A 22,105-nucleotide genomic window follows, 5' to 3' on the forward strand; every position below is an offset into this window, starting at 1 on the left:
CCTATGAAAGAGATAGGAATCGTCGGTCTCGGAAGGATGGGCTTGGGGATAGGGAGGAGGCTGGTTCGCAGGGGCTGGAGGGTCTTCGGTTATGACAGGAGCGAGGAGGCGAGGAAAAGAGCCGAGGAGGGAGGCATAGAGGTCTTCGAGGACGTAGATTTCCTCTGCGGGGAGTTTTCTGACAGGAAGCTTATATGGATAATGGTGCCCGCCAAGGCTGTGGACGAGGCTATCGTCTCTTTGAAACCCAATCTCGTGGAAGGGGACATCGTCATAGACGGTGGCAACTCCTACTACAAGGACTCCGTAAGGAGATTCAACGAGCTATCGAGAATAGGAGTTCACTTCCTCGACGTGGGTGTGAGCGGAGGTGTGTGGGGAGAGGAGCAGGGTTACTGCCTTATGATCGGAGGTGAGGAAAGCGTATTCAGAGAGATCGAAGAACTCTTTAAGGATCTCTCCTACGGAGGAGACGGCTACGGATACATGGGCAGGGCGGGGAGCGGACACTTCGTCAAGATGGTTCACAACGGGATAGAGTACGGAATGATGCAGGCGATCGCAGAGGGCTTTGAGCTCATGAAGGAGAGCGAGTTCGACCTGAACCTCGAGGAGGTGGCGAGGGTTTACACGAGAGGGAGTGTGATAAGATCGTGGCTGATAGATTTAACTCACAAAGCTCTGAAGGACTTCAGAGGTCTCGAGGGTATAGAGCCCTACGTTGAGGATTCGGGTGAGGGCAGGTGGACGGTTCAGACCGCTGTGGAACTGGGTGTCCCCCTCTGGGTTATCGCCGATTCCCTCTTCAATCGCTTCAGGTCGAGGCAGTCGGACTCCTTCAGGGACAAACTCCTTGCCGCTCTCAGGTACGAGTTCGGAAGACACGAGGTAAAGAGGAAGGATGGATAAGCCCGTCGCCATATTCATATTCGGAGGGACGGGAGATCTCGCCAGGAGAAAGCTCTATCCCGTTTTAGAGAGTTTATACAGGAAGGGTAAGCTCAAGAACCTTAAGGGGATTTACGCCCTCGGAAGGAGGGAGGAGAAGATAAGGGAGTACGTGGAAAGTTTGGGTAATGGCATAGTAAAGTTCTTCCGGTTCATAAAGTTTGATGTCCGAAATAGGGAGGATTATTCAAAGCTCTCAGAGGAGATGGAGGACCTACACGGTGTGGAGCTGATCTTTTACCTCGCCCTACCACCGAACCTCTTCGAGACCACCATAGTGAACCTCGGATCTATCCTGAGGAAGTTTTCTAATCCGAGGAAGATAGTTATTGAAAAGCCCTTCGGTTTCGATATCGAATCTGCCAAGAGGCTCAACTTCCAACTCAGGCGCTACTTTACCGAAAGCGAGATATACAGGATAGACCACTTCCTCGGAAAGGTTCCCATACAGAACATACTCTCGATGAGGTTCTCCAACTACATCTTCGAAGGGATATGGAACAAGAACTTTATAGACAGCGTTCAGATATCGGCCCTCGAGGAGGTGGGTCTCGAAGGGAGGGTTAGCTATTACGACCATATAGGTGCTCTGAGGGATATGATCCAGAACCACCTGATCCAGATAATGGGCTTCCTCGCGATGGAACCACCGGCGGTGATGGAGGCTGAGAGGATAAGGGACGAGAAGGTGAAGGTTCTCGCTTCCATAAGAAGGTTCGATGTATCTGAGATAGACCGCTTCGCGGTGAGGGGTCAGTACAGAGGCTACAGGGAGGAGCTTGGAAAAGATTCCAACACCGAGACCTACGCTGCGGTGAAGCTCATGATAGAGAACTTTCGGTGGGAGGGAGTTCCCTTTTACCTTAGAACTGGCAAGAGACTGAAGAGGAAGATAACTCAGGCTGTGGTGGTATTCAAAGAGATACCCGGGAACTTCGGCAGATTACTGGGCTGTATGCCCGAGCAGAACAAGATAGCCTTCGGAATAGCGCCGGACACCAAGGTAAAGCTCTCCTTCCAGCTGATGCCTCCCAAAGGATTTCTCACCTGCACCTTGGAGAGTAGAATGGAAGTGGACATAGCGGAACAATTTGGAGGAAAGGTTCCCGAAGCCTACGAAACCCTCATGGAAGATATCTTAGAGGGGGATCAGACCCTCTTCATAAGGGAGGACGAGTCGGAACTTGCTTGGGAGATAGTCCAGCCGATAGTGGAAGCCTGGAGTGAGAGGAGGGGTATACCTCTTTACGAACCGGGGAGCTGGGGACCGGAGGAGGCGGAAGAGTTCATCCGCATGGACGGTAGGAGATGGATCCTTGTATAGGATCGTAAGCGGAAAGGATTGGGAGGAGGTTAGTGGAAGGTTAGCCCACTTCCTGAAGGAGATCTCCGAACGGACCGTAGAGGAGAAGGGCGCGGCAAAGCTCGGGCTTGCGGGGGGTAGCTCACCGAGGAGGGCTTACGAGATATTTGGAGCTATCTTCGAAAAATGGGAAAACTTACTGATCTTTCCCACCGACGAGAGGTACGTCCCTTCCGATGATCCGAGGAGCAACTACCGGATGCTGAGGGAAACCTTAGGGAGTAGAGCCAAGATATACAGGGTAAAGACGGAGAATCCCCTCAAGGAAGCCTGCGGGGACTTTAATAGAGCCCTCTCCAAGGCGGGGAATCTCGACTTTATCCTCCTCGGCGTAGGGGAGGACGGACACACGGCCTCCCTCTTCCCGGAAATTCCCTGTTTATCCTGCGGTAAGAACGCCTGTATGAGCAGATCGCCCGACGGACTTGACAGGGTGAGCATGAGCCTCGAGTTCATAAACCGCTCTAAGAGAAAAGCCTTTATAGTACTTGGGGAGAGAAAAAGGAACGTTCTTGAAAAGATACTCAACGGAGAAGACATTCCCGCCACGAGGGTTCAGGGGAAAGAAGTTCTGATATTCACAGACCTCTACTCTCCCTCTTCCAAGAGCTCGTTCTCTATCTCGAAATAGACGTAGTAAGCGTTGACAGGATTTACGTCGAAGAAGACGGGAACCTGTGCGTAGGAGGGATCTATCTCCAAGAGAGCTTCGTTTATGTGCTCCCTCACGTAATCTATATCCCTACCCTCCTCTATCATCTTTCTTATCGTCTCCCTCAGGTCGGATATATACTTCCTCGTCCACAAAACCCTGTCCCTTATCCTTTCCTTAGTGAGCATGGGCTTCCCATGTCCGGGTAAAAGTATCTCAGGATCGAGCTCCAGTATTTTATCCAGACAGACGAGCCAGCTCTTAGAGTTCCCAGAGCCTAAGAAGGGGAGCCTGCCGTCAAATACGATGTCTCCGCTGAAAAGGACTTTCTTGTCGGGCATCCAGACGACTATGTCTCCGGGTGTGTGCGCTTTGCAGTAGTGTTTGACCTCGAACTCGTGCTCTCCCATGTGGATCTTCAGATCCCTTGTGAAGGTTATGTCGGGAGGAACCATCTCGGTCCCGTCCATGTGCTCCCTAAGGAGCTTCTTTCTCGCCTGATAGAAGTTGAAGCTCGATGGTTGGGAGAGATAGTCAAAAGCCCACTCGTGGGCTATTACGACCGCTCCACTCTCTTTTAAAGCTTCCACGCCGTAGAAGTGATCTGTGTGATAGTGGGATACGACGGTAAACCTAATCGGTTTGTCCGTAACACTCCTTATTGTATCTACGAGCTCTCTACCGAGTTTGTATGTGGTAAGAGTATCGAAGACGAGAACGCCGCCCTCCGTAACCACGAAGTAGGCGTTGGAGATAAAACCTCTGTTCTCGTAGCTGACCTGCTCGTAAACCCCAAATACACCGTAAACGTTGTCCCTTATCTTCTTAAGGGTCTCCTTAACGTGCTTGGGATACTCTCCCCCGAAGACAGCGCTCGCTATGAGGAGGAGTAAAAGTGCCCTCACAGTTCTCCTTTTACCTCCTTTATGGCAGACTTAACGTCTCCGTCCGCCTTTCTGAAAACCTCCTTAGCCCTCGCTGAGAGATCCTTCTCAAAGACCTTAAGGAGGGTATCTACGTTTATGAAACCCACTACCACCGCGCCGTCCTCCCTCTCGTAGAGGTATATCCTGCAGGGAGCCATTACACCGAGCTGGGGCATCTCCCTAAATATCTTCTCGGCGTAGGAGAGGTTGCAGACGAGCATGTAGGAATACCTCGGCTTTTCGGTGGATACGTCAACAACTCCTAAGACGTTCATGTTTCTCCCGTCGAGAGCGGTCTTTAGAAGGAGTTTGACGTCTTCAAAGTCCATTCCTTCTATGACCTCTTCGTACCTCAGGGGATGTTCCTTGCCGTTCTGAGCTAAAGCTATTAAAAATGCTGCAAGGAACAGGGCTAAAAACCTTCTCATCTCTCTCTCCCCTTGGCTACCTCTACCATAACTATCCTGAGCTTCTGATAGACGTCAGTGAGCAGCTGTATGTACCTGTCCCCGAGCTCTTCTGAGAAGTCCTTCAGAAAGAGCTGTTCTTTTAGGGACGTTATCTTAACCTTACCCTCCTGCTCGTATATCGCGACTGTGCAGGGTATCAAAACGCTCATGAAGGGAACCTTAAGCAGCAGCTCCTTCTTTTCTGGTATGTCGCAGGCTAATACAGTGGTGTAATTGGGAAAGTCCTTGACTCCCCTTTCGTGGAGAACTTTGGACATGGGAAGGGTTCTTATTACCTTTAAACCTTTCTTGTTTAACCTCTCCACAAGTTCCTTCACGACACGTTCATGGCTCTTTCCTTCGACCTCTACGGTGAAGAAGAACAGGTTCTTTGGAGTCAGTATGTAGTGCTTGGCGTAGAGAATAAAAGCGAGGGCGGCGAGAAAACCGCCCAGTAAAAACATTATCGCCTTCATGCTCCGAAACACTCATCGTAGGTTCTGTAGGGAGCATCGAGGACTTTGACGTTGGGCTTCGTTCTCACCTTTATGTTCTTCTTTTTCTTAATGTAGTCTATCAGTATGTCGTAGACAGGGACGGGCTTGTAGTCCGGGTGGATCGCATCGGGAGGCGGTGGTGGACCTCCGTAAACCGCCATAAGATACTCCTTGTTCTCCTTGAGAGGCTTTCCTCCTATCCAGACCCTCTTTATCCTCTTGTACTGGGGTCCGTTCACCTCTATCTCGTACTCAACGTTCCAGAGCCTCGACATGTCTCCACCCTGCTGGTAGAAGGGGTCAGGGTTGAAGACGTTATCCGCAACGTCCTCCCAGACCTCTAAGAGCTGTTTTCCTGTCCTCTTGAGAACGTAAACGTTGGGGTAGGTTATGGCTGTGTAGTCGTAAACGTGATCCCTTGTTATCTTCTGGCCGGGAAGGACAACCGTCCCCCACCTGTATCCAGGCGAAGTAACTACATCGAGGTCTCCGCCGTAGTAGTCGTTTATAGCTTCTCCTACGAGCCAGTCCCAGGTAGAGAAGAAGGTATCCCTCTTATAGAGCATGACCTCCGCGACGCCTATCTCCTCGTCGAGCTTGTGTGTTTTGGTTACCTGCTTCTTCCACTTATCTACTATCTTCTGAGCTCCCCTGTCTGCGGGGACAAGGTTCGTTGCTACGGGATAGAGCTTGAAGTTGAAATCCCTTATCCTTCCGTTCCTTATGTCGAGGTCGAGCCTTCCGACAAACTTTCCGTGAGATCCCGCTATAAGAACGAGGGTCTTTCCTACTCTGACCGCTTTAGGTGTAACGTCGTGGGTGTGTCCGGAGATGATGACGTCTATTCCCTTAACTACCTTCGCTATCTTCTGGTCAAGGGGGAATCCGTTGTGGGTGAGGAATATGACCGCATCGACCTTGTGCTTCTCCCTGAGCTCGTTTACGAACTGCTGTAGCTGATCCTCCCTTATCCCGAAACTCCATCCCTCAACGAACTGCCTCGGATTTGCGAGGGGCGTGAAGGGGAAGGAACTACCGATGATACCGAGCTTGACACCACCAACTTCTCTTATAGTGTAGGGTTTGAAGATGAGGTCGCCCCAAAGTTCATCGACCACGTTGTGAGTTATAAACTCACAGCCACCCTTTTCAAGCTCCTCTATCCTCTTTAAGAAGATCTCCTTTCCAAAGGTAAAGTCCCAGTGGGCTACGAACAGGTCATAACCTGTGTAGGTCATCCACTCAACCACGGACTTACCTTCCGTGAAGGTTCCTATTGCTGTTGTTGTCCAGGTGTCCCCGCCGTCCATTACCAGGACCTTATCTCTTCCCCGTTCAGCTATAACGTGCTTTATGATCGTGGTTATGTGAGCAGCTCCGCCCATCTTACCGAACTTCTGGGCGAGCTTGGGGAAATCCACACAGCTCGTGAAGTAGGCTTCGAGGGTTCCAGGGGCGATCTTGTAGTATCTCAGGAAATCCGTACCGGTTATATAGCCGGGGGTTCCCATCAACTTCTTGGGAGCCACAAGGTTCATAGGTTCTGCGAAGTAAAGAGGGTCGAGGTGCGCGTGCATGTCGGTAGTAAATAGCAGTGTTACGTTACCCACCGGCTTGAAACTCATTATGTCGTCGTAGGTCATCTTAGCTAATGCCGATACGGGATTTGCACTCAGATATGCCCCTGTAACGATCGCAAGTTCAAGGAAATCTCTTCTCGTCAAATGCATCTGCCGTTACCTCCTCTAAAAATTAAAAAAAGGATAACTCAGGCTCGGGAATCTATGTTGAAAATCAGGGGGGCGAAGAGCCCCCGTAGAGAGATCACTTGTTAAGGGGAGAGTTGGGATCATGCATGTAGGCGACAATGTCGGCGATCTCCTCAGGCTTGAGAACGCCGTGGTATCCGAGTCTGGGCATGACGGAACAGGGGTTCACAGCCCAGGAGTTGTATATTCTGATGTAGGTGTCCTTGGGATCTATTCCCCTCTTTCCGTAGCCTCTGAGGGAAGGTCCGATGTTTCCGCAGGCTATTATCTGAGGATCTCCGCAGTGACAGGCGTAACAGTTACCCCTTCTGCTCTTTCCGCCCTTCTTAGGATCTCCGAAGAGTTTCTCACCCCTCTTTATGTCCTTGCCGACGACCCCACCTTCGGGGAACTTAACCGTGGCAAGCATCTCCTTCTTAAAGGTTTCGATGTCAATGCCTTCGGGAACGAGCTGGTTAGGATTGGAGCAAGCCTTCTGCCACTTGTCCTGATTAGCCAGAGCTATCCTGAACTTCTCAGCTTTGCTGAGTTTCTTCTTAGCTTTCACTTCCTTCTTCGGAGCCTCAGCCTTCTGGGCTGCAGGCTGACAGGCAACCAACAGACCAAGACTTGCTATCGCACCTGTTAAAAGTATTTTCTTCATAATCGCCCCTCCTTTTACCTCAAGAGTCCGGGAACTTCAACGGTTGCACCGTTAGCTGCGTGCTTCATGTAGAGCTCCAGAGCTATGACCCAGTCGGAGTAAGGTGGCGGCTTCTTGACCCAGTCCTTCTTCTCATTCCACTGCTTCATGTATAGGAAGTACGCCTTGAAGCAGCTCCTTACCCTGTCCTCCATCGTCCACATCCTGTCAGAACCGAACCTGTAGGCGGGCCAGTGGCTGTAGACTTTCGCCTTAACCGGATCAGGCAGTCCCTGAAGTCTTATCCTCTTTCCAGCAAGAACCGTGTGACATATGCCGCAGGAGAAGTCTCTTGCTCCTACCCTCATGAACCAGAGCTCCTCTCCCTTCTTGTACATCTCCTTTTCCTGAGGATCGTCGAGCTTAACGTCTATTGTCATACCGTTGCTCAGCGATGCCACGTAGGTCGCAAGAGGTACCCTGTAGGGACCGTTCCACTTGTTGAACTTCTTCATGAAGCTTTTATCCTTAGGATCATAGCCCATGTACTTGGTCATACAGGCGAGTATCCTCGTGTCTATGTCGGCAACCCTACCTATGTCTTTGTAGTATCTGGGCATCTTTGCGTAGGCGCCTTCGAGCTTAACGCCGTCCTGCCCATGACAGGTAGCACAGGACTTGCCGTTAGGTCCCGGTTTGTGGAACATCTCCCTGCCTTCATCGACGAAGGCGTGTCCAGGATGCATACCGAGCTCAAGGAGCTCCTTTAGGTGTGTGGGCATCTGTTCCTGTGCCACCGCTGCGGTTATAACAGCCCCTCCGACAAAAACGGCGGACGCTAAAAGCGCTTTTTTCCTCATATCAACCCCTCCTTATCAGCTGACGTTGATCTTAACGCTCTTCTCCCACTTGCCTCCTTTGTTGTCTTCATACTTGATGGTAAGAGTTCCGGACTCGCTTGCCTTCATCTTGATAGCGAAGTAAGGATTCTTACTCACACCCGGTCCGGTGTGCAGCGTCGTTACCTTCTTACCGTTGAAGAGAAACTCGACCTTGGTAAGGTAGTGGGCGGGTATGAGCTTGCCAGTCTTTTTGTCCTTCCTGAGTCCGGTCTCCATGGGATGGGTGATGACCATCTGGACCTTGAACACCTGGCCCTTAGAGATTCTTCTTGGAACCCTCACTATAGCTCTTCCTAATCTTGCCATCTTCTACCTCCCTTCAGGTTTTTATTGAGATTTAACCACAACCACCTACGGTAACCTTGACCTCCTTGGCGGCAGCAAGGAGCGTTCCGTCCTTCATCTTAACGACAGCCCTGACAGGTGAGGTCTTTGCCAGCTTTATCCTTGTAGCAAAGAAAACTTCCCCGTTCATCGGGCTGAGTTCTACAGTAGTTACCCAAGGATTGAAGTTCGAATCGGCAAATATGTAAAGAGCCTCAACCTGATCTACGGGGATGTTCGCACTCACCTGAACAGGAACGTTTGCACCAGATTCGGCTATGGAAGGAGCCTTGATGTTGATAAGATTGCTCTCCTTAAGCCCCGACAGGGTTACCCCCAAGTGCTCCTTCAGGGCGTCGTCGATAGAGATCTTCTTGGGCTTCGCCCCGAAGGAAGATTTAACTGCCCCGGGAGCTGCAACAAGCGCCACCGCTCCCACTCCTGCGACCTTTAGCAGGTCCCTTCTTGTGATCATGGCTAACACCTCCTTAGGCTGGATTTATCACAGGCCTTCATAAGCAAACTCAGGAAATCGTCCCTCTCCCTACTTCCGAATAATCTGAAAACAATTCTATCATTTTTAGGATCGTAGATTACGAAGTAGGGAGTTCCGAAGACGTTGAACTTCCTATCGAGCCCCCTCTCCCTATCAGCGTCAAGGCTCACGACCACAAATCTCTCACTTATGAATCTGTCCACCTCGGGATCCCCAAGAACGAACTCTTCCATCTGCCAGCAATAAGGACAGTGCTCCCCGTAGAAGTAAATTAGCATATTTTTCCCTTTTTTCTTGGCGAGCTCTACACCTTTATTGAAGTCCGTTACCCACTCTCCAGCACCGGCAAATACAGAAAGGATAAGGCTTAAAGTGAGCATCAGCCTTAGCATAGCACTAAATAATTTAGAGGAAAGAGTTCTGTGAACTGCTTAACTGTTACTTATGAGAAGATAATCAAGTCTAATTTAAAATCTTTTGCATATAAGAATTTTCTTATGGGAATAGAGGAGCTTTTGGCAGGGCTGTTGTTTCATCAAAGCCGAACATTATGTTCATATTCTGAACCGCCTGATGGGAAGCTCCTTTGCCGAGATTGTCTATGGCGGAGATGACCACGAGATCTCCTGTCCTCTTATCGTAAAAGGGATAGAGCAGGCACAGGTTGGTTCCAAGCACCCACTTTGTCATAGGAGGGGAGTTTAAAACCTTGACAAAAGGCTCGTTCGCGTAGGTTTCCTTGTAAATCTCCTCAAAGTTGATTGGCTCAGTTTTTACGTAAACGGTTGAGAGCATTCCTCTGGAAGCGGGAACGACTACGGGCGTAAACCTTAACCTTATATCTTTACCCCTTATCCTTCTGGCAACGTTTTCCATCTCCGGGACGTGTCTGTGCTTTTCTACAGAGTAGGCGAAGAAGTTTTCCTCCATTTCAGGAAAGTGAAAGTGCTGCCTGGGCTTCCTTCCTGCACCGGAGACACCGGAGAGGGCGTGAACCGTCATTCCTTCAAGCTCCACACCGGCTTTAAGTAGGGGGTAAATGGCCAGTAGAGTTGCGGTGGGATAACATCCTGGATTCGCAACGAGTTTAGCCTTCTTTATATCTTTCCTGAAGATCTCCGGGAGTCCGTAAACCGCTTCTTCGAGAAGTTCCCCATGCGTGTGTTCGAAGCCGTAGAACTTCGGATAAGCTTTCCTGTCCTTTATCCTGTAAGCTCCTGAGAGGTCTATCACCCTTTTCCCTTGGGCGACCAGTTCGGGAACTATATTTAACGAGCTTTCGTGAGGCAGGCAGAGAAAGGCGATATCGAAATCCTCCGCCGGAGTGCTCCTGAGTATTAAGGAGCCGTAAGGTGTAGCTCCCAGGGAAGGCACCACATCACCGAGAGGTTTCCCGGCGTTCGAGGCTGAGATGAGCTCTGTAACCTCTACCTTGGGATGGCGGAAAAGGATGCGGAGCAGTTCAATTCCAGTATAGCCTGTAGCACCAAATACACAGACCTTTAACGCTTGCTCCACCTGTACTTAGCCCTTGCTCCCATCTGAGCGTACTTCTTCCTCTCCTTCTCCCTCGCGTCCCTCGTAAGGAGGTTAGCCTTCTTCAGGGCAGGTCTGAAGTCGGGATTGTGGGAAAGGAGCGCCTTTGCTACTCCGTACATTATCGCTTCTGCCTGACCGGTTATTCCACCACCCTCAACGGTAGCGTATATCCCAAACTTGCCCTCCGTTCCGGTAACCTTGAAGGGAAGCATTATCTTCTGGAAGAGGGTTTCCCTCTGGACGTAGTCCTTAAGGTTGTACTCCTTACCGGTTCTGTCCACCTTTACAACAAACTTCTCCGGCTGATCTTTGAGTATCCAGACCCTCGCTATGGACTCCTTCCTTCTTCCCGTTCCGTAGTGAGAGTTCTCCGGCGTTATCTTGAAGTCCTTGAGCTTCATCATACCTTGACCTCCAGAGGTTCGGGTTTCTGAGCCTGATGGGGATGCTCTGGACCTCTGTAAACTTTGAGCTTTTTAAGCATCCTGTGCCCGAGCCTGTTCTTAGGAAGCATCCTCTTGACAGCGAGCCTTATAACTTCCTCAGGCTTGTTCTCCAACATCCACTTGAGAGATCGCTCCTTGAGACCTCCCGGGTAGTTGGAGTGCCAGTAGTACTTCTTCTGTTCGAGCTTCTTACCAGTAACCCTTATCTTCTCGGCGTTTACCACGATGACGAAGTCTCCACAATCTACATCGGGCTGGTAGTAGGGTTTGTGCTTACCTCTCAGGATCTTGGCTATCTCGCTGGCGAGTCTCCCGAGAACCTTGCCTTCTGCGTCCACCACGTACCACTTCCTCTCAACCTCTTGGGGCTTTACCCTGTATGTCTTCATCCCACACTCCTTTCAGGAAACCAATATTTTACTTGTTTTTAACAAGATATTCAAGGGGATTTAAGACCGTTCCGTCCTTCGCCCTTATCTCGAAATGGAGGGCACACTTTCCTGATCCGGGTTTCAGTCCCACCTTCCCTATCACCTCTCCCTTGGATATCCTGTCTCCCCTCCTTACAAGGTTCTCCATGTTGTAAGCGTATATAGATATGTATCCTGAATGTTCTACCATTATCATGTTTCCGTAGTTGGTCAGATCATCACCGCTGTATATGACCTTGCCTCCTTCCACAGCTCTAACCTTTTCTCCACAGGGAGCGAAGATGTCAAGACCCCTCGTAGATTTTTTTAAAGAGCCCTCAACCGGCAAAAAAGAGAGAGATATCTTGGGCTTGTCAAGGTACCTCCTCTCGAAAGCGGTTTTTGGAACAGGAACCTTTATCAGCTGTCCTCTCCTAACGATGTTGTTTCTGAGTCCATTTACCCTCTTTATCTCCTTCCAGCTCACTCCGAACTTCTTCGCTATCTTTATAAGGCTGTCTCCCCTCCTCACCCTGTACTTTACGTAGACCACGTCCCTTTTCCTGTAAGTTTTCCTGTATCGTTTTACGGCCCTCTTCCTTGGAATCTTCAACTTCTGCCCAACCCGGATTATATCGCTCCTAAGTCCGTTCACCCTCTTTATCTCTCTCCAGCTCACCCCAAACTTCTTTGCTATCTTCTTAAGGCTATCCCCTTTTCTGACTCTGTAGATCACATAGCTTTTCTTATACTTCTTACTTTTTTTCACGACCCTCTTCTTGTGAGGAATACATATCTTCTGACCGACCCTAAGGAACTTCTTCTTTTTTAGCTTGGGATTTACCCTGAGTATGTCCTTTATGTAGATGTTGTACCTGTCAGCTATGGTCCAGAGACTCTCACCCTTCTTTACTCTGTGATAGAGTCTGCACTTGCCCGCATACGCCTCCCCAAAGAGAAGGCTAATACCTAATATCAAAACCAGAAAGAGGTTCATCTACCTCCTCCTTAATTATCTCAAGCTTATCTACCCTCGATAATCTCGGTCCTTTCCAGAGATCTTTTACGAAGTGACATAGGACCTCTTCGTCCCCTTCTACGAGAACCTCAACCCTTCCATCGGGAAGATTCCTGACCCACCCCGAAAGTCCATAACTCTCCGCGATCCTCTGAGTGTAGGCTCTAAAACCCACCCCCTGAACGAGCCCGGATATAAAGATCCTGAAGCGCATGTCCCTTATAATATTACCAAAGGGAGGAAGTTTATGGACAGAACGGTTCAGTTTCTGCTCAATCCCCTAAAGAACGACAAGGTCTGGGCTGTAATGACGCCCGACGGGGAGCTCATGTACGACGTTATGTCGGTCAAGAGAGCTGAGATGTGTATGGCTGAGAACGAACAGTACTGGCTAAACCCCTTCGGGGGAGCCTTTCAGTGGGAGACTAAGGTCTCCAAGCCCTACGAGGCTGAGTTTGTATTCTTCAAGAAGGAAGCCCAGCAGTACATGTGTGTGTTCGACCTGAACATCTCTGACCTTCAGTATGTGGACTACGCCCCAACGACGGGGGAGCTCATCTTCGACGACGTGGAACTCTCTAAGAAGCTCTCGAAGAAGGATCTCGAGGAGTTCAAGAGGTTCATGAACGAACTCTGGGATTACATAAAGGAGCTCAGCTGATGATAGACAGAGAGCTTTTGGAGATCTTAGCCTGCCCTGTATGTAAGGGGGATCTTAAGTACGACGAGGAGAAGGATATTTTGATATGTGAAAGGTGCAAAGTCTATTACGAGATCAAGGAAGGGATACCGGTCCTCCTTCCCGACTCGGGGAAACCTCTCTCAGGAGGAAATCCTTGAGTTCCTCCTCGCTGTCCGTTCTGAAGTCCGCAGGAATATCGAGATCGACGACCTTTCTAAAGTGAATGAACTTCATAGGCTTTCCGTACATCTTCCTGTAGTAAAGGACCATCTCTCTATCCGCGTTGTTGTCTCCAACGTATATACCTTCTTCCGCTCCAAGGGATTCCATACACAGGTGTAGGGGAAAGGGATGGGGCTTCCTCAGATTCTTGTCCGCTATGTCGTCCTCGTCTATCGTAGTGTCGAAGAGCCCTCCGAGGTCAAACCTCTCCAAAACGAAATCGAGATCTACCTTCGGTCTGCCGGTAACTATTCCAAGGGGAACTCCCGCCTCCTTCAGATATAGAAAGAGGTCTCTGCTGAGTATCTGCTTCTCTTTATGCTTGAGCCTATCGTAGATCTCCGTAAATCTCTCCACAAGCTCCTCGTAGTTTACCTCTTTACCGTAGTGTTTTATAACCTCGTAAGTTACGTCCCAGTCGTTGTTTATAGCCTTGGAGAACTTGATTTCCTTGACCACCTCTAAGGGGACCTCTCTGCCGAGAAAGTGCTCTGCTGTCTCCTTTATAGCGTAGTGGTAGCTCTCTCTTACGTCCACTATAACGCCGTCAACGTCGAAGATAACCGCCTTCATATCAGACCCTTTCGGGGACGTTCTCCTGAGTCTTTGAGAGGATGAACTTAACGAAGTTACTGGCAAGGAAGGTAACGTTGGAGTTCTTGGGATAGATTATGTTGAACCTCCTTCTCACCCTGAAACCTTTTATCTTAACGGGGACGACAGTTCCCATCTCTATCTCCCTTATCAGGAGACCCTTGGAGAGGAAGGAAGCTCCGTATCCTCCCTTAACTATGTGGAGTATCGTTCTGCTGTTGTTGGCTTCGATCTTTATGTTCAGCCTTTCGAAAACTATGCCGAGCTTCTCGAGGGCTTCCCTCACTATCTTCCTCGTTCCCGAGTTCATCTCCCTCATGACGAGGTCTACCTCGTAGAGGTCCTCGGGCTCTATCTCTCCCACCTCCGTCAAGGGACTTTCGGGATGGGTGAAGAAGATTATCTCGTCCTCGAGCCATGGAACGCTCACGAACTTCGAAGAAGCCTCCCTCTCTATTATCCCGAGGTTCAAAACTCCCGAGATTAAGCCCTCCTCTACGTCGTGGGAGTTCCCGGTAAATACCTTTACCGTTGCGCTCGGAAACTCCTTGTGAAAGTCAGCGATCAATTGGGGAATTACGAACTCGCTGAGGGTCGCGCTCACGCCGAGAAAGAGAGTGTCCTTAAGATCCTTCTTTATCTTGGCTATCTCTTCCATAAGACCCTCGTAGCTTCCTAAAAGGATCTTCGCTATCTCGTATATTCTCTTGCCCTCCTCGGTGAGGCACATCTTCCCTCCCTGTCTCTGAAAGAGCTTAGCTCCTATGGTCTTTTCAAGAGCCTTTATCTGCTGGGTTACCGCCGGCTGTGTTATATATAGGATCTCCGAGGCTTTGGAGAAGCTTCCGAGGTCTGCTACCGTAACGAAAGTCTTGAGCTTGGAAATATCGATCATATCAAACTTTAATTATAGTATAAGGCTTTCTTATTGCAAGTATAAAGGGCATAAATAATCCCTATCTCACCTTAGGAGGTAACCCTAAGCTTATACTTTATATAAACCTTAAAGTCGGAGGATTTCTTTAATCACAGCTACATGCCCTACTCCCTGAATCAACGGATATGGAACCGCTAAACTCGTACGTAGATCCAGAAACCGGTATGTAAATGCCAGAATAAGAATACGTTCCGTAAGAATATATAGTTTGCCTTGAGGTACACACACAAGCTACCGAAGATGTAAACTCTGTGCTCCAGCTTCCAAGGCCAGAAAAATCGACAGATATCACATCTCCGGCTTGGAAGTTTCCTTCAAAGCACACCCATATATAACTTTCCCCTGCTCCATGCTCCACACCAGAACACTTTTCATTCACCGGAGGAGGGACCATCCAGGGGCACACATCCTTGACAGTCTTTCCTTCGGCTTCTGGAGGGGATTCAGAAACCACAATATCTATTATTCCTTTTAATCCATCTTTCGGATCGACCTCCGGATTTGTTTTTCCTGCCGCTGCGATACCTGTTGTGGAGTAAGTCTTCCCACCAATTTTTCTAGTCCACTTAGAAGGTTTACTTCTGACATAACTTAAGTCTACATCCACTCCTTTTTTGTCATCCGGATCCCTATTTGTCTGGCGGGCATCATGAGCATATAATATAAACGGGTAGGTTTCGGATTCTCTTTTGAGAATTCCGCATCCGACTACTCTCACCCAGTGACCTCCTGGTAAGTAACTAAAGCCTACTTCAACATCTTGCCCTTTGCACACTTCTTCGCATAAAAATTTAAAGGAAGCGTACCCTTTATCCTTTGAAGTCATCGTGTGCCCACCTTCAGTTACACTAACATCCGTTAGCACATCGTCCTGATGCTTAACCACAAGACATATATTATTCTGAAGCATGTATTTTAGCTTGCCTTCAATAAAGTCACTATCATATATAGGATCGCCTTTAGCTCTATTATTGACAATTCTATTCATTAGCTCATCAAGCTTCCCCACAAGAGTGTTATCGCCTCTGAGTCCTTTTTTATGTTCGTGAGGTATTTGAATGCCCCATTTATCTTTGAGCCATGCCAAACTGTCGGCAGCTGCTGCAGGTCCACATTGATTATTTGCTGCCTGTATTGTATATTTTGTCCATAACTCTCCCTTCTGCTTCTTTTGTAAACAAGAAATTACTTTGCTGCTTCCACGGCTCGCTTCTCTTTTCTCTATCACCTTGGTGTTTACATTTTCGAATATTTTCTCAAGATCCTCTTCCTGTTTTGTCCTGAGATTTTTTGCCCCCACACTCTCTGGTTCATAAGTGCCTACCTCTGGTAGGTATAAGACAGGTTCTTCTCGCCCCTCAGCGTTTACCTCCCTTGGAGAAATGGACCATTCATCAAAGTCTGAAGGTGTTATTGAAGGATTATTTAGATCTAATGGTTCCGGAGTTATAACTACATAAGCTTGTATACTATTAATGGCTTGGCCGTACTCAACCTCATCTGCGAGTTTAAAATCCCCTCCAAGTGTACCTACACCGGCAAAGAGAGGCATATTTTTTGCAACCCATTCTCCATTATCAAGAAAGATTTGCAGGAATCCGAGGTCAATCCCAAGATTACTTAGTTTATCCGTATCGACCTTGACATAACCTATGCCAGAGTATAACCCCTGATCTGTCTGTTTTATCGCTATCGACTCAGCCTGTTGTGGTGATAAAGTGCTTTGTAGATTCTCATAAAGGTAAACGTTTTGGAAAAGCTGGACTATTCCTGAGGATGGACTTATTGGAATAGTTTCTTGAGGAGCTGTGGAAGAACCGCCGCCTTTGCCACAGGACAGTGCCAAAACAAATCCAAAAAGGGTAATAAAAATTTGGAAGTGTTTTAGCATGATCCACCTCCCTTGCCCATACAATATAAGTCCTATATCTGGAAAAAGCTAATATAATTTCACGATCTAGGATTCTACTCTGGAGTTTTTATTTCTCTAAGGTATGCCGAGGAACTTATGGATCTGGGGTACGATCCTGATAGAGAACCCTTTCTGGGCTATTTCCTCCACTATACTCAACGCTTTTTCAAACATATCCCTTCTGTTGCTCTCAGGCTGGAGAACGACGAGTCCTTTCCTTAAGAAGGGCAGGAACTCGTTTTTTAAGAGAACCCTCGTATCGAATTCCTCGTCCACTACGAACTTCAACTCCTTCGCGCACTCTAAGATCTTTGGATGGACAAAGAATCTGGCGGCCGCTTTAGGAGAGCAGGTTATGTGTATCCTATCTGCAACCTCTTCAAGACCTTCGTTCCATAGGGTCCCGTTAGTTTCTATCTGAACGGAGAAGCCTCTTTCTATGAGACCCTTGACAAGAAGGTGAATCTCGGGCTGTAAGAGGGGCTCCCCTCCCGTTATTACGGCGTGTCTAAAAGTAGATCTTTCCGCCCTCTCGAGAATATCATCCAACTTAGTAAACTCTTCTTTCTTATCTAATGCTTCTGGTTGATCGCACCAGGGACACCTGAGGTTGCACCCCTGAAGTCTGATAAAGAGGGAAGGAGTACCTACAAGGAGCCCTTCTCCCTGTATGGTTTCGTATATCTCGTTTACGCTCAGAGCGTTGGCTGTTCTAACTTGATCTCGTAACATTCTATTACGTCCCCGACCTTGACGTCGTTGAAGTCCTTGAGTTTTATACCGCACTCGTAACCTCTTGCTACCTCCTGAACGTCTTCCTTGAACCTCTTTAGGGACTCTATCTGTCCGTCGTAGACCACTACACCGTCCCTTATTAGCCTCGCCTTCGCGCCCCTAACTATCTTCCCGTCTAAGACGTAGCAACCTGCAACCGTACCCGCCTTCTTGATCTTGAAGGTAGCCCGAACCTCCGCCGAGCCGAGAACCTCTTCCCTCTCAACGGGTTCCAGGAGACCTTGGAGAGCCTTTTTCACATCGTCTATCACCTGATAGATTATTCCGTACATACGTGCGTCCACCTTCTCCTTCTCTATAAGTTCCCTTGCTTTGGGGTCAGGCCTTGTGTTGAAGCCTACAATTATCGCCCCGGAAGCTTTAGCGAGCATGACGTCGTTCTCGGTTATTCCTCCAACCGCTCCATGGATCACCCTTACAGCGACCTCCTCCGTGGAGAGCTCTTCGAGGGACTTCTTCAGAGCCTCAAGAGAACCCATTGTGTCAGCCTTAACTATCAGCCGGAGCTCCTTAATCTCTCCCGCTTCTATCTTCCTATATATGTCCTCGAGCTTCACGCTCTGGGCGAGCTTCTCCTCCTTTTCCCTCTTCTCCCTTATCTTTTCCGCTATCTCCCTCGCCCTTTTCTCACTTTCAACAACGACGAGGGTATCTCCAGCCTCAGGGAGGTCCTCGAAACCGAGTATTTCAACAGGAGTGGAGGGTCGTGCCTCCTTAACCTGCCTTCCCTTATCATCGAACATAGCCCTCACCCTTCCGTGGGTTATCCCTGCGACGAAAATGTCCCCAACGCGAAGCGTTCCTTCCTGAACTATCACCGTAGCCGTGGGTCCCTTCTTCCTGTCGAGCTTGGTCTCAACTATAACGCCCTTCGCTCTCTTGTTTGGGTTGGCTTTCAGCTCGAGGATGTCCGCCACGAGGGTTATCATCTCCAAGAGCTGATCGACGTTCTGCCCTGTCTTTGCTGAAACATCCACGAATACGGTATCACCACCCCACTCCTCGGGGATAAGACCGTGCTCAGAAAGTTCTCTCCTCACCTTCATAGGATCGGCGCCGGGTTTGTCTATCTTGTTCACCGCAACTATTATGGGAACGTCGAAGGCTTTGGCGTGGTTTATAGCCTCTACAGTCTGGGGCATGACCCCGTCGTCGGCAGCGACCACGAGAACCGCTATGTCCGTTATCTGGGCACCCCTCGCCCTGAGGGAGGTGAAGGCTTCGTGCCCGGGGGTATCCAGAAAGGTTATCATCCTGCCGTCGGGGAGCTTTACCTGGGACGCACCTATATGTTGGGTTATGCCTCCCTTTTCCCTCTCGGCAACGTTCGTCTTCCTGATAGTGTCCAGGAGAGTAGTTTTTCCGTGGTCAACGTGTCCCATAACGACTACTACGGGAGGTCTCGGTTTCAGGTCCTCCGGATTGTCCGGTATCTCCTCTATGAGAACCTCCTCCTCTTCCTCTTTTTTAGCTTCTGCAAGGTATCCGAAGCTCTCCGCTACCTCGACCGCAACGTCCGTGGGCACCGCCTGATTTATAGTAGCTAAGATACCTTTCTTCATAAGCTCCGCTATCACCTTATTGGCGGGGACCTTCAGCATCTCAGCGAGTTCCCTGACCGTTATGCCCTCGTATATCTCGACGATCTTTATCTCGTCCTCCTTCTTCTCTTTTTCTTTCCTCTCTTCCTTCTTTTTCTCCCTCTCTATCTGTTGCTGGAGCTTCTTCAGGATCTGCTCCTCTTCCTTAGAAAGTTTCTCCTTCTTTTTCTCTTCCAAGACGGGCTGGGGCTTTTTCTCCTCCTTCTTTTCCTCCACAGGTTTAGGAGGTTCTTTGGGTTTCTCTTCCTTCGGAGGTTTCCTGAACTCCCTTACCGGTCTCTTCTCTGCCCTCGGCTTCCTCTCCGGCTTGGGAGGTCTTAGCTCTTCTTTGGGTTTTTCCTCCTTTATCTCTTTGCCGAGAACCTCTGCCACGACCTCCTCTATAGGCTTCTCTTCCACCTTTATCTCTTCCTCTTCGACCGCTGCGGTCTCCGATACCTTTTCTTCTTCCTTCACCGCTACGACGGTTTCCTTCTTTTTGGGTTCTCCGAACTCCTGATAGATCATCTCGAGATGGTAGTCTTCAAGGGTGTGAAAGTTAGACCACTTCTTTCCATCGTCCCTGGGCGCCCACTCCTCGAGGAAGTCTATCAGTTCTTTCGGTTTTATTCCGAGCTCCTTAGCTACGTCCTGAACACGCTTCTTTTCCAATACTTCCAACCTCCTAAAAGATATATTATAGGCTCAGGAGCTTCGTGTGCCACCGCCTGCTATAATATAGCCTATGATCGAGGAGCTTGCGGAAAAGCTCGGAGGGGAGATAGTTCAGACTCATACCTCGTGGGTGATCCTTCTCAAAGACATAGTTTACAAGATCAAGAAACCCGTAAATTTCGGCTTTCTCGACTACTCTACCTTAGAAAAGAGGAAGGAGAACTGCGAGAAAGAGGTTGTTCTCAACAGGAGGCTCTGCCCGTGGGTCTATATCGGGGTGGTTCCCATAAGCGAGATCGGTGGTGAGTGGAGGATAGAGGATGACACGAACGTCGTTGAATACGCGGTTAAGATGAGAAGGATACCTGAAAGCAGGATCCTTCCGAACAGGCTCGACAATACTACGAAGGAAGATCTCAGGAAGGTTGCTCAAGTTGTAGCAGAGTTCCACCTCTCCGCCGATAGGGTGGACGAGTTCGGTAAACCGGAGGTAATGAAGTTCAACACCGATGAGAACTTTGAACAGACCAGAAAGTACGTGGGGATAACCATATCGGAAGAGGATTACAACTTCATAAAGGAGAGAACGAACAAATTTTACGAAGCTTTCGAAAAGCTCTTTTACAAGCGTATGGAGGAGGGGAGGATCAGGGACGGACACGGGGACATAAGGCTCGAACACGTAGCCTTCTTGAATGAGGGAGTATGCATCTTCGACTGCATAGAGTTCAACGACAGGTTCAGATACGGAGACGTTTTAAACGATATGTGCTTCCTCTCTATGGAACTTGACTTCTTTGGTCGGGAGGATCTGAGAAAAGCCTACGAGGAGGAGTATCTGAAAATAACGGAAGATCCGGAGTTTGATATCTTTCTCCCCTTCTTTAAGTGTTACAGAGCCTACGTAAGGGGAAAGGTTACGAGCTTCCTCTTAGACGATCCTCACGTGTCGGAGGAGGAGAAGGAACGGGCTGAGGAGAAGGCAAGAAGGCTTTTTAAGCTTGCTAAGAGGTATGCGGAAGAGATAAGACTCACATAAGCTGTTGTTGTTTTTTAAGAGCTTTTAGTATCCTCTTTCTCCTTGCCCTCTCGCGCTTCTTTTTGAGCTCGCTCGGCTTTTCGTAATACTCTCTTCTCTTTACCTCGGTAAGTATCTGCTCCTGATCCACGAGCCTCTTGAACCTCTTTAAAACCTTCTCGAGCGGCTCTCCTTCATGAACTATAACTACCGCCAACTACATCACCTCCTTTCAGGAAAAAATATTCTAACATAAATCCTTAGGATGCCAATAGCTCTTCTGACCGACTTCGGGACGCAGGACGGCTTCGTAGGAGCGATGAAAGGCGTTATCCTCTCCATAAACCCCGGCGTTCAGATAGTTGATATCTCCCACGAGATTGAGCCTTTCAACGTCCTCGAGGGAGCGCTCCTTCTGAAAGCTCACTACAAATACTTCCCGAAGGGAACCATCTTCGTCGCCGTAGTTGACCCCGGTGTGGGTTCGGAGAGAAAGCCTATTGCCCTCAGGGTAGGGGAATACTTCTTCGTCGGACCCGATAACGGGATCTTTGATCTTGTAGTTAGAGAGCTGGAAGGACCGCCTTCGGCGGTGGTTTTAGAAAATAGAAAGTATCAACTGCCGAGGGTGAACAACACTTTCCACGGAAGGGACATCTTCGCTCCTGCCGCCGCTTACATATCTAAGGGCGTTCCCTTGAAGGAGTTCGGAAGGGAGCTCGGTTACGAACTTAAGCTCAATTTCCCTGAAGTCAGGAAGGAGGGAAGCGTGCTAAGAGGTGAGATAATCCACTTCGACAGGTTCGGAAACGCCATAACCAATATACCCTGCGGGAAGTACTCTCACGGAGAGTTCAGGGGAGAGAGCCTTAAGGTTGTTCCCTTCTTTCAGGCGGGGGAGAGGGGAAAACTGAATTTGATCTGCGGGAGCTTCGGTTTTATGGAGATCTTCACCCCGATGGGGAGCGCGAAGGATAAATTTAACATTGAGCTTGGCGAGGAGTTTATCGTATGGAGAAAGTGAAGGTGTGCACCTGTTTTCACATGATTATTGCTACAATAATCGTGGTTTTTATGCATCCTTTCCTTATTATATTTATTACCAATATAATTCAGGGATTTTTGAAAGAAATATGGTTCGAAACTTTTCCCCTATTCACTCTTCTTGCCGCCTACGGTGCATCGTATCTTTATCTGAAAAAGGCTGGAGTTGAGGGATACAAGAGGAAAGCGCTGGTTGCCACTCTGACGGGGAGTCTTATATTATTGGGTTCATGCTTTGCTTTAGTCTGCTCTATGTCCAACTATCCAACAGGATGGTAAAGCCTT

At 48.9% G+C, this 22,105-nt stretch carries 28 protein-coding genes; 8 read left to right on the forward strand and 20 right to left on the reverse strand.

Features of this window, described 5'->3' with window-relative positions; genetic code table 11:
- Positions 1–3 precede the first annotated feature (3 nt).
- Genes gnd through pgl form a run of 3 tightly spaced genes read left to right on the forward strand, consistent with a single transcriptional unit; the run spans position 4 to position 2,942 of the window.
- A complete protein-coding gene (gnd, locus tag ACZ483_RS08710; protein ID WP_464323784.1) occupies positions 4–909 on the forward strand; it encodes a phosphogluconate dehydrogenase (NAD(+)-dependent, decarboxylating) in 906 nt (301 codons plus the stop codon).
- Positions 902–2,272, forward strand: coding sequence for a glucose-6-phosphate dehydrogenase (zwf, locus tag ACZ483_RS08715; protein ID WP_464323785.1), 1,371 nt, complete (start codon positions 902–904; stop codon positions 2,270–2,272). Before gnd ends, zwf begins: the two co-directional genes overlap by 8 nt.
- Entirely contained in the window at positions 2,265–2,942 is a 678-nt protein-coding gene (gene pgl / locus ACZ483_RS08720; protein ID WP_464323786.1) for a 6-phosphogluconolactonase, read from the forward strand. Before zwf ends, pgl begins: the two co-directional genes overlap by 8 nt.
- Here the strand turns inward: pgl and ACZ483_RS08725 are convergent.
- From ACZ483_RS08725 to ACZ483_RS08790, 14 genes are all read right to left on the reverse strand, one after another.
- Positions 2,900–3,868 (reverse strand): MBL fold metallo-hydrolase, encoded by a 969-nt coding sequence (locus tag ACZ483_RS08725; RefSeq protein ID WP_464323787.1) that lies wholly within the window; start codon positions 3,866–3,868, stop codon positions 2,900–2,902. The genes pgl and ACZ483_RS08725 overlap by 43 nt on opposite strands.
- Positions 3,865–4,317 (reverse strand): DUF302 domain-containing protein, encoded by a 453-nt coding sequence (locus ACZ483_RS08730; protein ID WP_464323788.1) that lies wholly within the window; start codon positions 4,315–4,317, stop codon positions 3,865–3,867. Before ACZ483_RS08730 ends, ACZ483_RS08725 begins: the two co-directional genes overlap by 4 nt.
- Positions 4,314–4,814 carry a DUF302 domain-containing protein gene (locus ACZ483_RS08735; protein ID WP_464323789.1) on the reverse strand — a complete coding sequence of 167 codons (501 nt, stop codon included), beginning with the start codon at positions 4,812–4,814 and terminating at the stop codon, positions 4,314–4,316. The genes ACZ483_RS08730 and ACZ483_RS08735 overlap by 4 nt, the downstream gene beginning before the upstream one ends.
- A complete protein-coding gene (gene soxB, locus ACZ483_RS08740; protein WP_464323790.1) occupies positions 4,811–6,565 on the reverse strand; it encodes a thiosulfohydrolase SoxB in 1,755 nt (584 codons plus the stop codon). The genes ACZ483_RS08735 and soxB overlap by 4 nt, the downstream gene beginning before the upstream one ends.
- A gap of 94 nt (positions 6,566–6,659) precedes the next feature.
- A complete protein-coding gene (gene soxX, locus ACZ483_RS08745; RefSeq protein WP_464323791.1) occupies positions 6,660–7,247 on the reverse strand; it encodes a sulfur oxidation c-type cytochrome SoxX in 588 nt (195 codons plus the stop codon).
- A 14-nt stretch (positions 7,248–7,261) separates the two neighbouring features.
- Positions 7,262–8,086 carry a sulfur oxidation c-type cytochrome SoxA gene (gene soxA, locus ACZ483_RS08750; RefSeq protein ID WP_464323792.1) on the reverse strand — a complete coding sequence of 275 codons (825 nt, stop codon included), beginning with the start codon at positions 8,084–8,086 and terminating at the stop codon, positions 7,262–7,264.
- A gap of 15 nt (positions 8,087–8,101) precedes the next feature.
- The gene (soxZ, locus tag ACZ483_RS08755; RefSeq protein WP_464323793.1) at positions 8,102–8,434 is read right to left on the reverse strand and encodes a thiosulfate oxidation carrier complex protein SoxZ; all 333 of its coding nucleotides are present in this window, start codon (positions 8,432–8,434) and stop codon (positions 8,102–8,104) included.
- 31 nt (positions 8,435–8,465) lie between these two features.
- On the reverse strand, positions 8,466–8,927 hold the full coding sequence (gene soxY / locus ACZ483_RS08760) for a thiosulfate oxidation carrier protein SoxY (RefSeq protein ID WP_464323794.1): 462 nt from the start codon (positions 8,925–8,927) through the stop codon (positions 8,466–8,468).
- Between the two features lie 2 nt (positions 8,928–8,929).
- Positions 8,930–9,328: a thioredoxin family protein gene (locus ACZ483_RS08765; RefSeq protein ID WP_464323795.1), complete on the reverse strand. Its 399-nt coding sequence runs from the start codon at positions 9,326–9,328 to the stop codon at positions 8,930–8,932.
- 115 nt (positions 9,329–9,443) lie between these two features.
- The gene (argC, locus tag ACZ483_RS08770; protein WP_464323796.1) at positions 9,444–10,466 is read right to left on the reverse strand and encodes an N-acetyl-gamma-glutamyl-phosphate reductase; all 1,023 of its coding nucleotides are present in this window, start codon (positions 10,464–10,466) and stop codon (positions 9,444–9,446) included.
- Positions 10,451–10,891, reverse strand: coding sequence for a 30S ribosomal protein S9 (gene rpsI, locus ACZ483_RS08775; protein WP_464323797.1), 441 nt, complete (start codon positions 10,889–10,891; stop codon positions 10,451–10,453). Before rpsI ends, argC begins: the two co-directional genes overlap by 16 nt.
- Positions 10,888–11,322, reverse strand: a complete 435-nt coding sequence (gene rplM / locus ACZ483_RS08780) for a 50S ribosomal protein L13 (RefSeq protein WP_464323798.1) — start codon at positions 11,320–11,322, stop codon at positions 10,888–10,890. The genes rpsI and rplM overlap by 4 nt, the downstream gene beginning before the upstream one ends.
- A gap of 28 nt (positions 11,323–11,350) precedes the next feature.
- Positions 11,351–12,340: a murein hydrolase activator EnvC family protein gene (locus ACZ483_RS08785; RefSeq protein ID WP_464323799.1), complete on the reverse strand. Its 990-nt coding sequence runs from the start codon at positions 12,338–12,340 to the stop codon at positions 11,351–11,353.
- The gene (locus ACZ483_RS08790) at positions 12,306–12,575 is read right to left on the reverse strand and encodes an acylphosphatase (protein ID WP_464323800.1); all 270 of its coding nucleotides are present in this window, start codon (positions 12,573–12,575) and stop codon (positions 12,306–12,308) included. Before ACZ483_RS08790 ends, ACZ483_RS08785 begins: the two co-directional genes overlap by 35 nt.
- A gap of 33 nt (positions 12,576–12,608) precedes the next feature.
- Here ACZ483_RS08790 and ACZ483_RS08795 point away from each other — a divergent pair, with 33 nt between their 5' ends.
- Together ACZ483_RS08795 and ACZ483_RS08800 are read left to right on the forward strand one after the other, a co-directional pair.
- Positions 12,609–13,022 (forward strand): hypothetical protein, encoded by a 414-nt coding sequence (locus ACZ483_RS08795; RefSeq protein WP_464323801.1) that lies wholly within the window; start codon positions 12,609–12,611, stop codon positions 13,020–13,022.
- Positions 13,022–13,201 carry a Trm112 family protein gene (locus ACZ483_RS08800; RefSeq protein WP_464323802.1) on the forward strand — a complete coding sequence of 60 codons (180 nt, stop codon included), beginning with the start codon at positions 13,022–13,024 and terminating at the stop codon, positions 13,199–13,201. Before ACZ483_RS08795 ends, ACZ483_RS08800 begins: the two co-directional genes overlap by 1 nt.
- Here ACZ483_RS08800 and ACZ483_RS08805 read toward each other — a convergent pair.
- The 5 genes from ACZ483_RS08805 to infB form a co-directional block, all read right to left on the reverse strand.
- Positions 13,137–13,838: an HAD family hydrolase gene (locus ACZ483_RS08805; protein ID WP_464323803.1), complete on the reverse strand. Its 702-nt coding sequence runs from the start codon at positions 13,836–13,838 to the stop codon at positions 13,137–13,139. The genes ACZ483_RS08800 and ACZ483_RS08805 overlap by 65 nt on opposite strands.
- Position 13,839: 1 nt before the next feature.
- Positions 13,840–14,754 carry a LysR substrate-binding domain-containing protein gene (locus ACZ483_RS08810; protein ID WP_464323804.1) on the reverse strand — a complete coding sequence of 305 codons (915 nt, stop codon included), beginning with the start codon at positions 14,752–14,754 and terminating at the stop codon, positions 13,840–13,842.
- Between the two features lie 127 nt (positions 14,755–14,881).
- Complete coding sequence (locus ACZ483_RS08815) at positions 14,882–16,687, reverse strand: hypothetical protein (protein WP_464323805.1); 1,806 nt, start codon at positions 16,685–16,687, stop codon at positions 14,882–14,884.
- A gap of 96 nt (positions 16,688–16,783) precedes the next feature.
- Positions 16,784–17,440 carry a 7-carboxy-7-deazaguanine synthase QueE gene (locus ACZ483_RS08820; protein WP_464323806.1) on the reverse strand — a complete coding sequence of 219 codons (657 nt, stop codon included), beginning with the start codon at positions 17,438–17,440 and terminating at the stop codon, positions 16,784–16,786.
- Positions 17,404–19,755 carry a translation initiation factor IF-2 gene (infB, locus tag ACZ483_RS08825; RefSeq protein WP_464323807.1) on the reverse strand — a complete coding sequence of 784 codons (2,352 nt, stop codon included), beginning with the start codon at positions 19,753–19,755 and terminating at the stop codon, positions 17,404–17,406. The genes ACZ483_RS08820 and infB overlap by 37 nt, the downstream gene beginning before the upstream one ends.
- Positions 19,756–19,828: 73 nt before the next feature.
- Between infB and ACZ483_RS08830 the strand changes: the two genes are divergently transcribed.
- On the forward strand, positions 19,829–20,797 hold the full coding sequence (locus ACZ483_RS08830; protein WP_464323808.1) for a gluconokinase: 969 nt from the start codon (positions 19,829–19,831) through the stop codon (positions 20,795–20,797).
- On the opposite strand, the gene rpsU is transcribed toward ACZ483_RS08830, so the two are convergent.
- A complete protein-coding gene (gene rpsU / locus ACZ483_RS08835; protein WP_464323809.1) occupies positions 20,790–20,993 on the reverse strand; it encodes a 30S ribosomal protein S21 in 204 nt (67 codons plus the stop codon). The two genes, ACZ483_RS08830 and rpsU, sit on opposite strands and share 8 nt — an antisense overlap.
- 48 nt (positions 20,994–21,041) lie before the next feature.
- Between rpsU and ACZ483_RS08840 the strand changes: the two genes are divergently transcribed.
- Both ACZ483_RS08840 and ACZ483_RS08845 read left to right on the forward strand, forming a co-directional pair.
- Positions 21,042–21,800 (forward strand): SAM hydrolase/SAM-dependent halogenase family protein, encoded by a 759-nt coding sequence (locus tag ACZ483_RS08840; protein WP_464323810.1) that lies wholly within the window; start codon positions 21,042–21,044, stop codon positions 21,798–21,800.
- The gene (locus ACZ483_RS08845) at positions 21,788–22,099 is read left to right on the forward strand and encodes a hypothetical protein (RefSeq protein ID WP_464323811.1); all 312 of its coding nucleotides are present in this window, start codon (positions 21,788–21,790) and stop codon (positions 22,097–22,099) included. Before ACZ483_RS08840 ends, ACZ483_RS08845 begins: the two co-directional genes overlap by 13 nt.
- Positions 22,100–22,105: the final 6 nt, after the last annotated feature.

Source organism: Hydrogenivirga okinawensis (genome assembly GCF_055385515.1).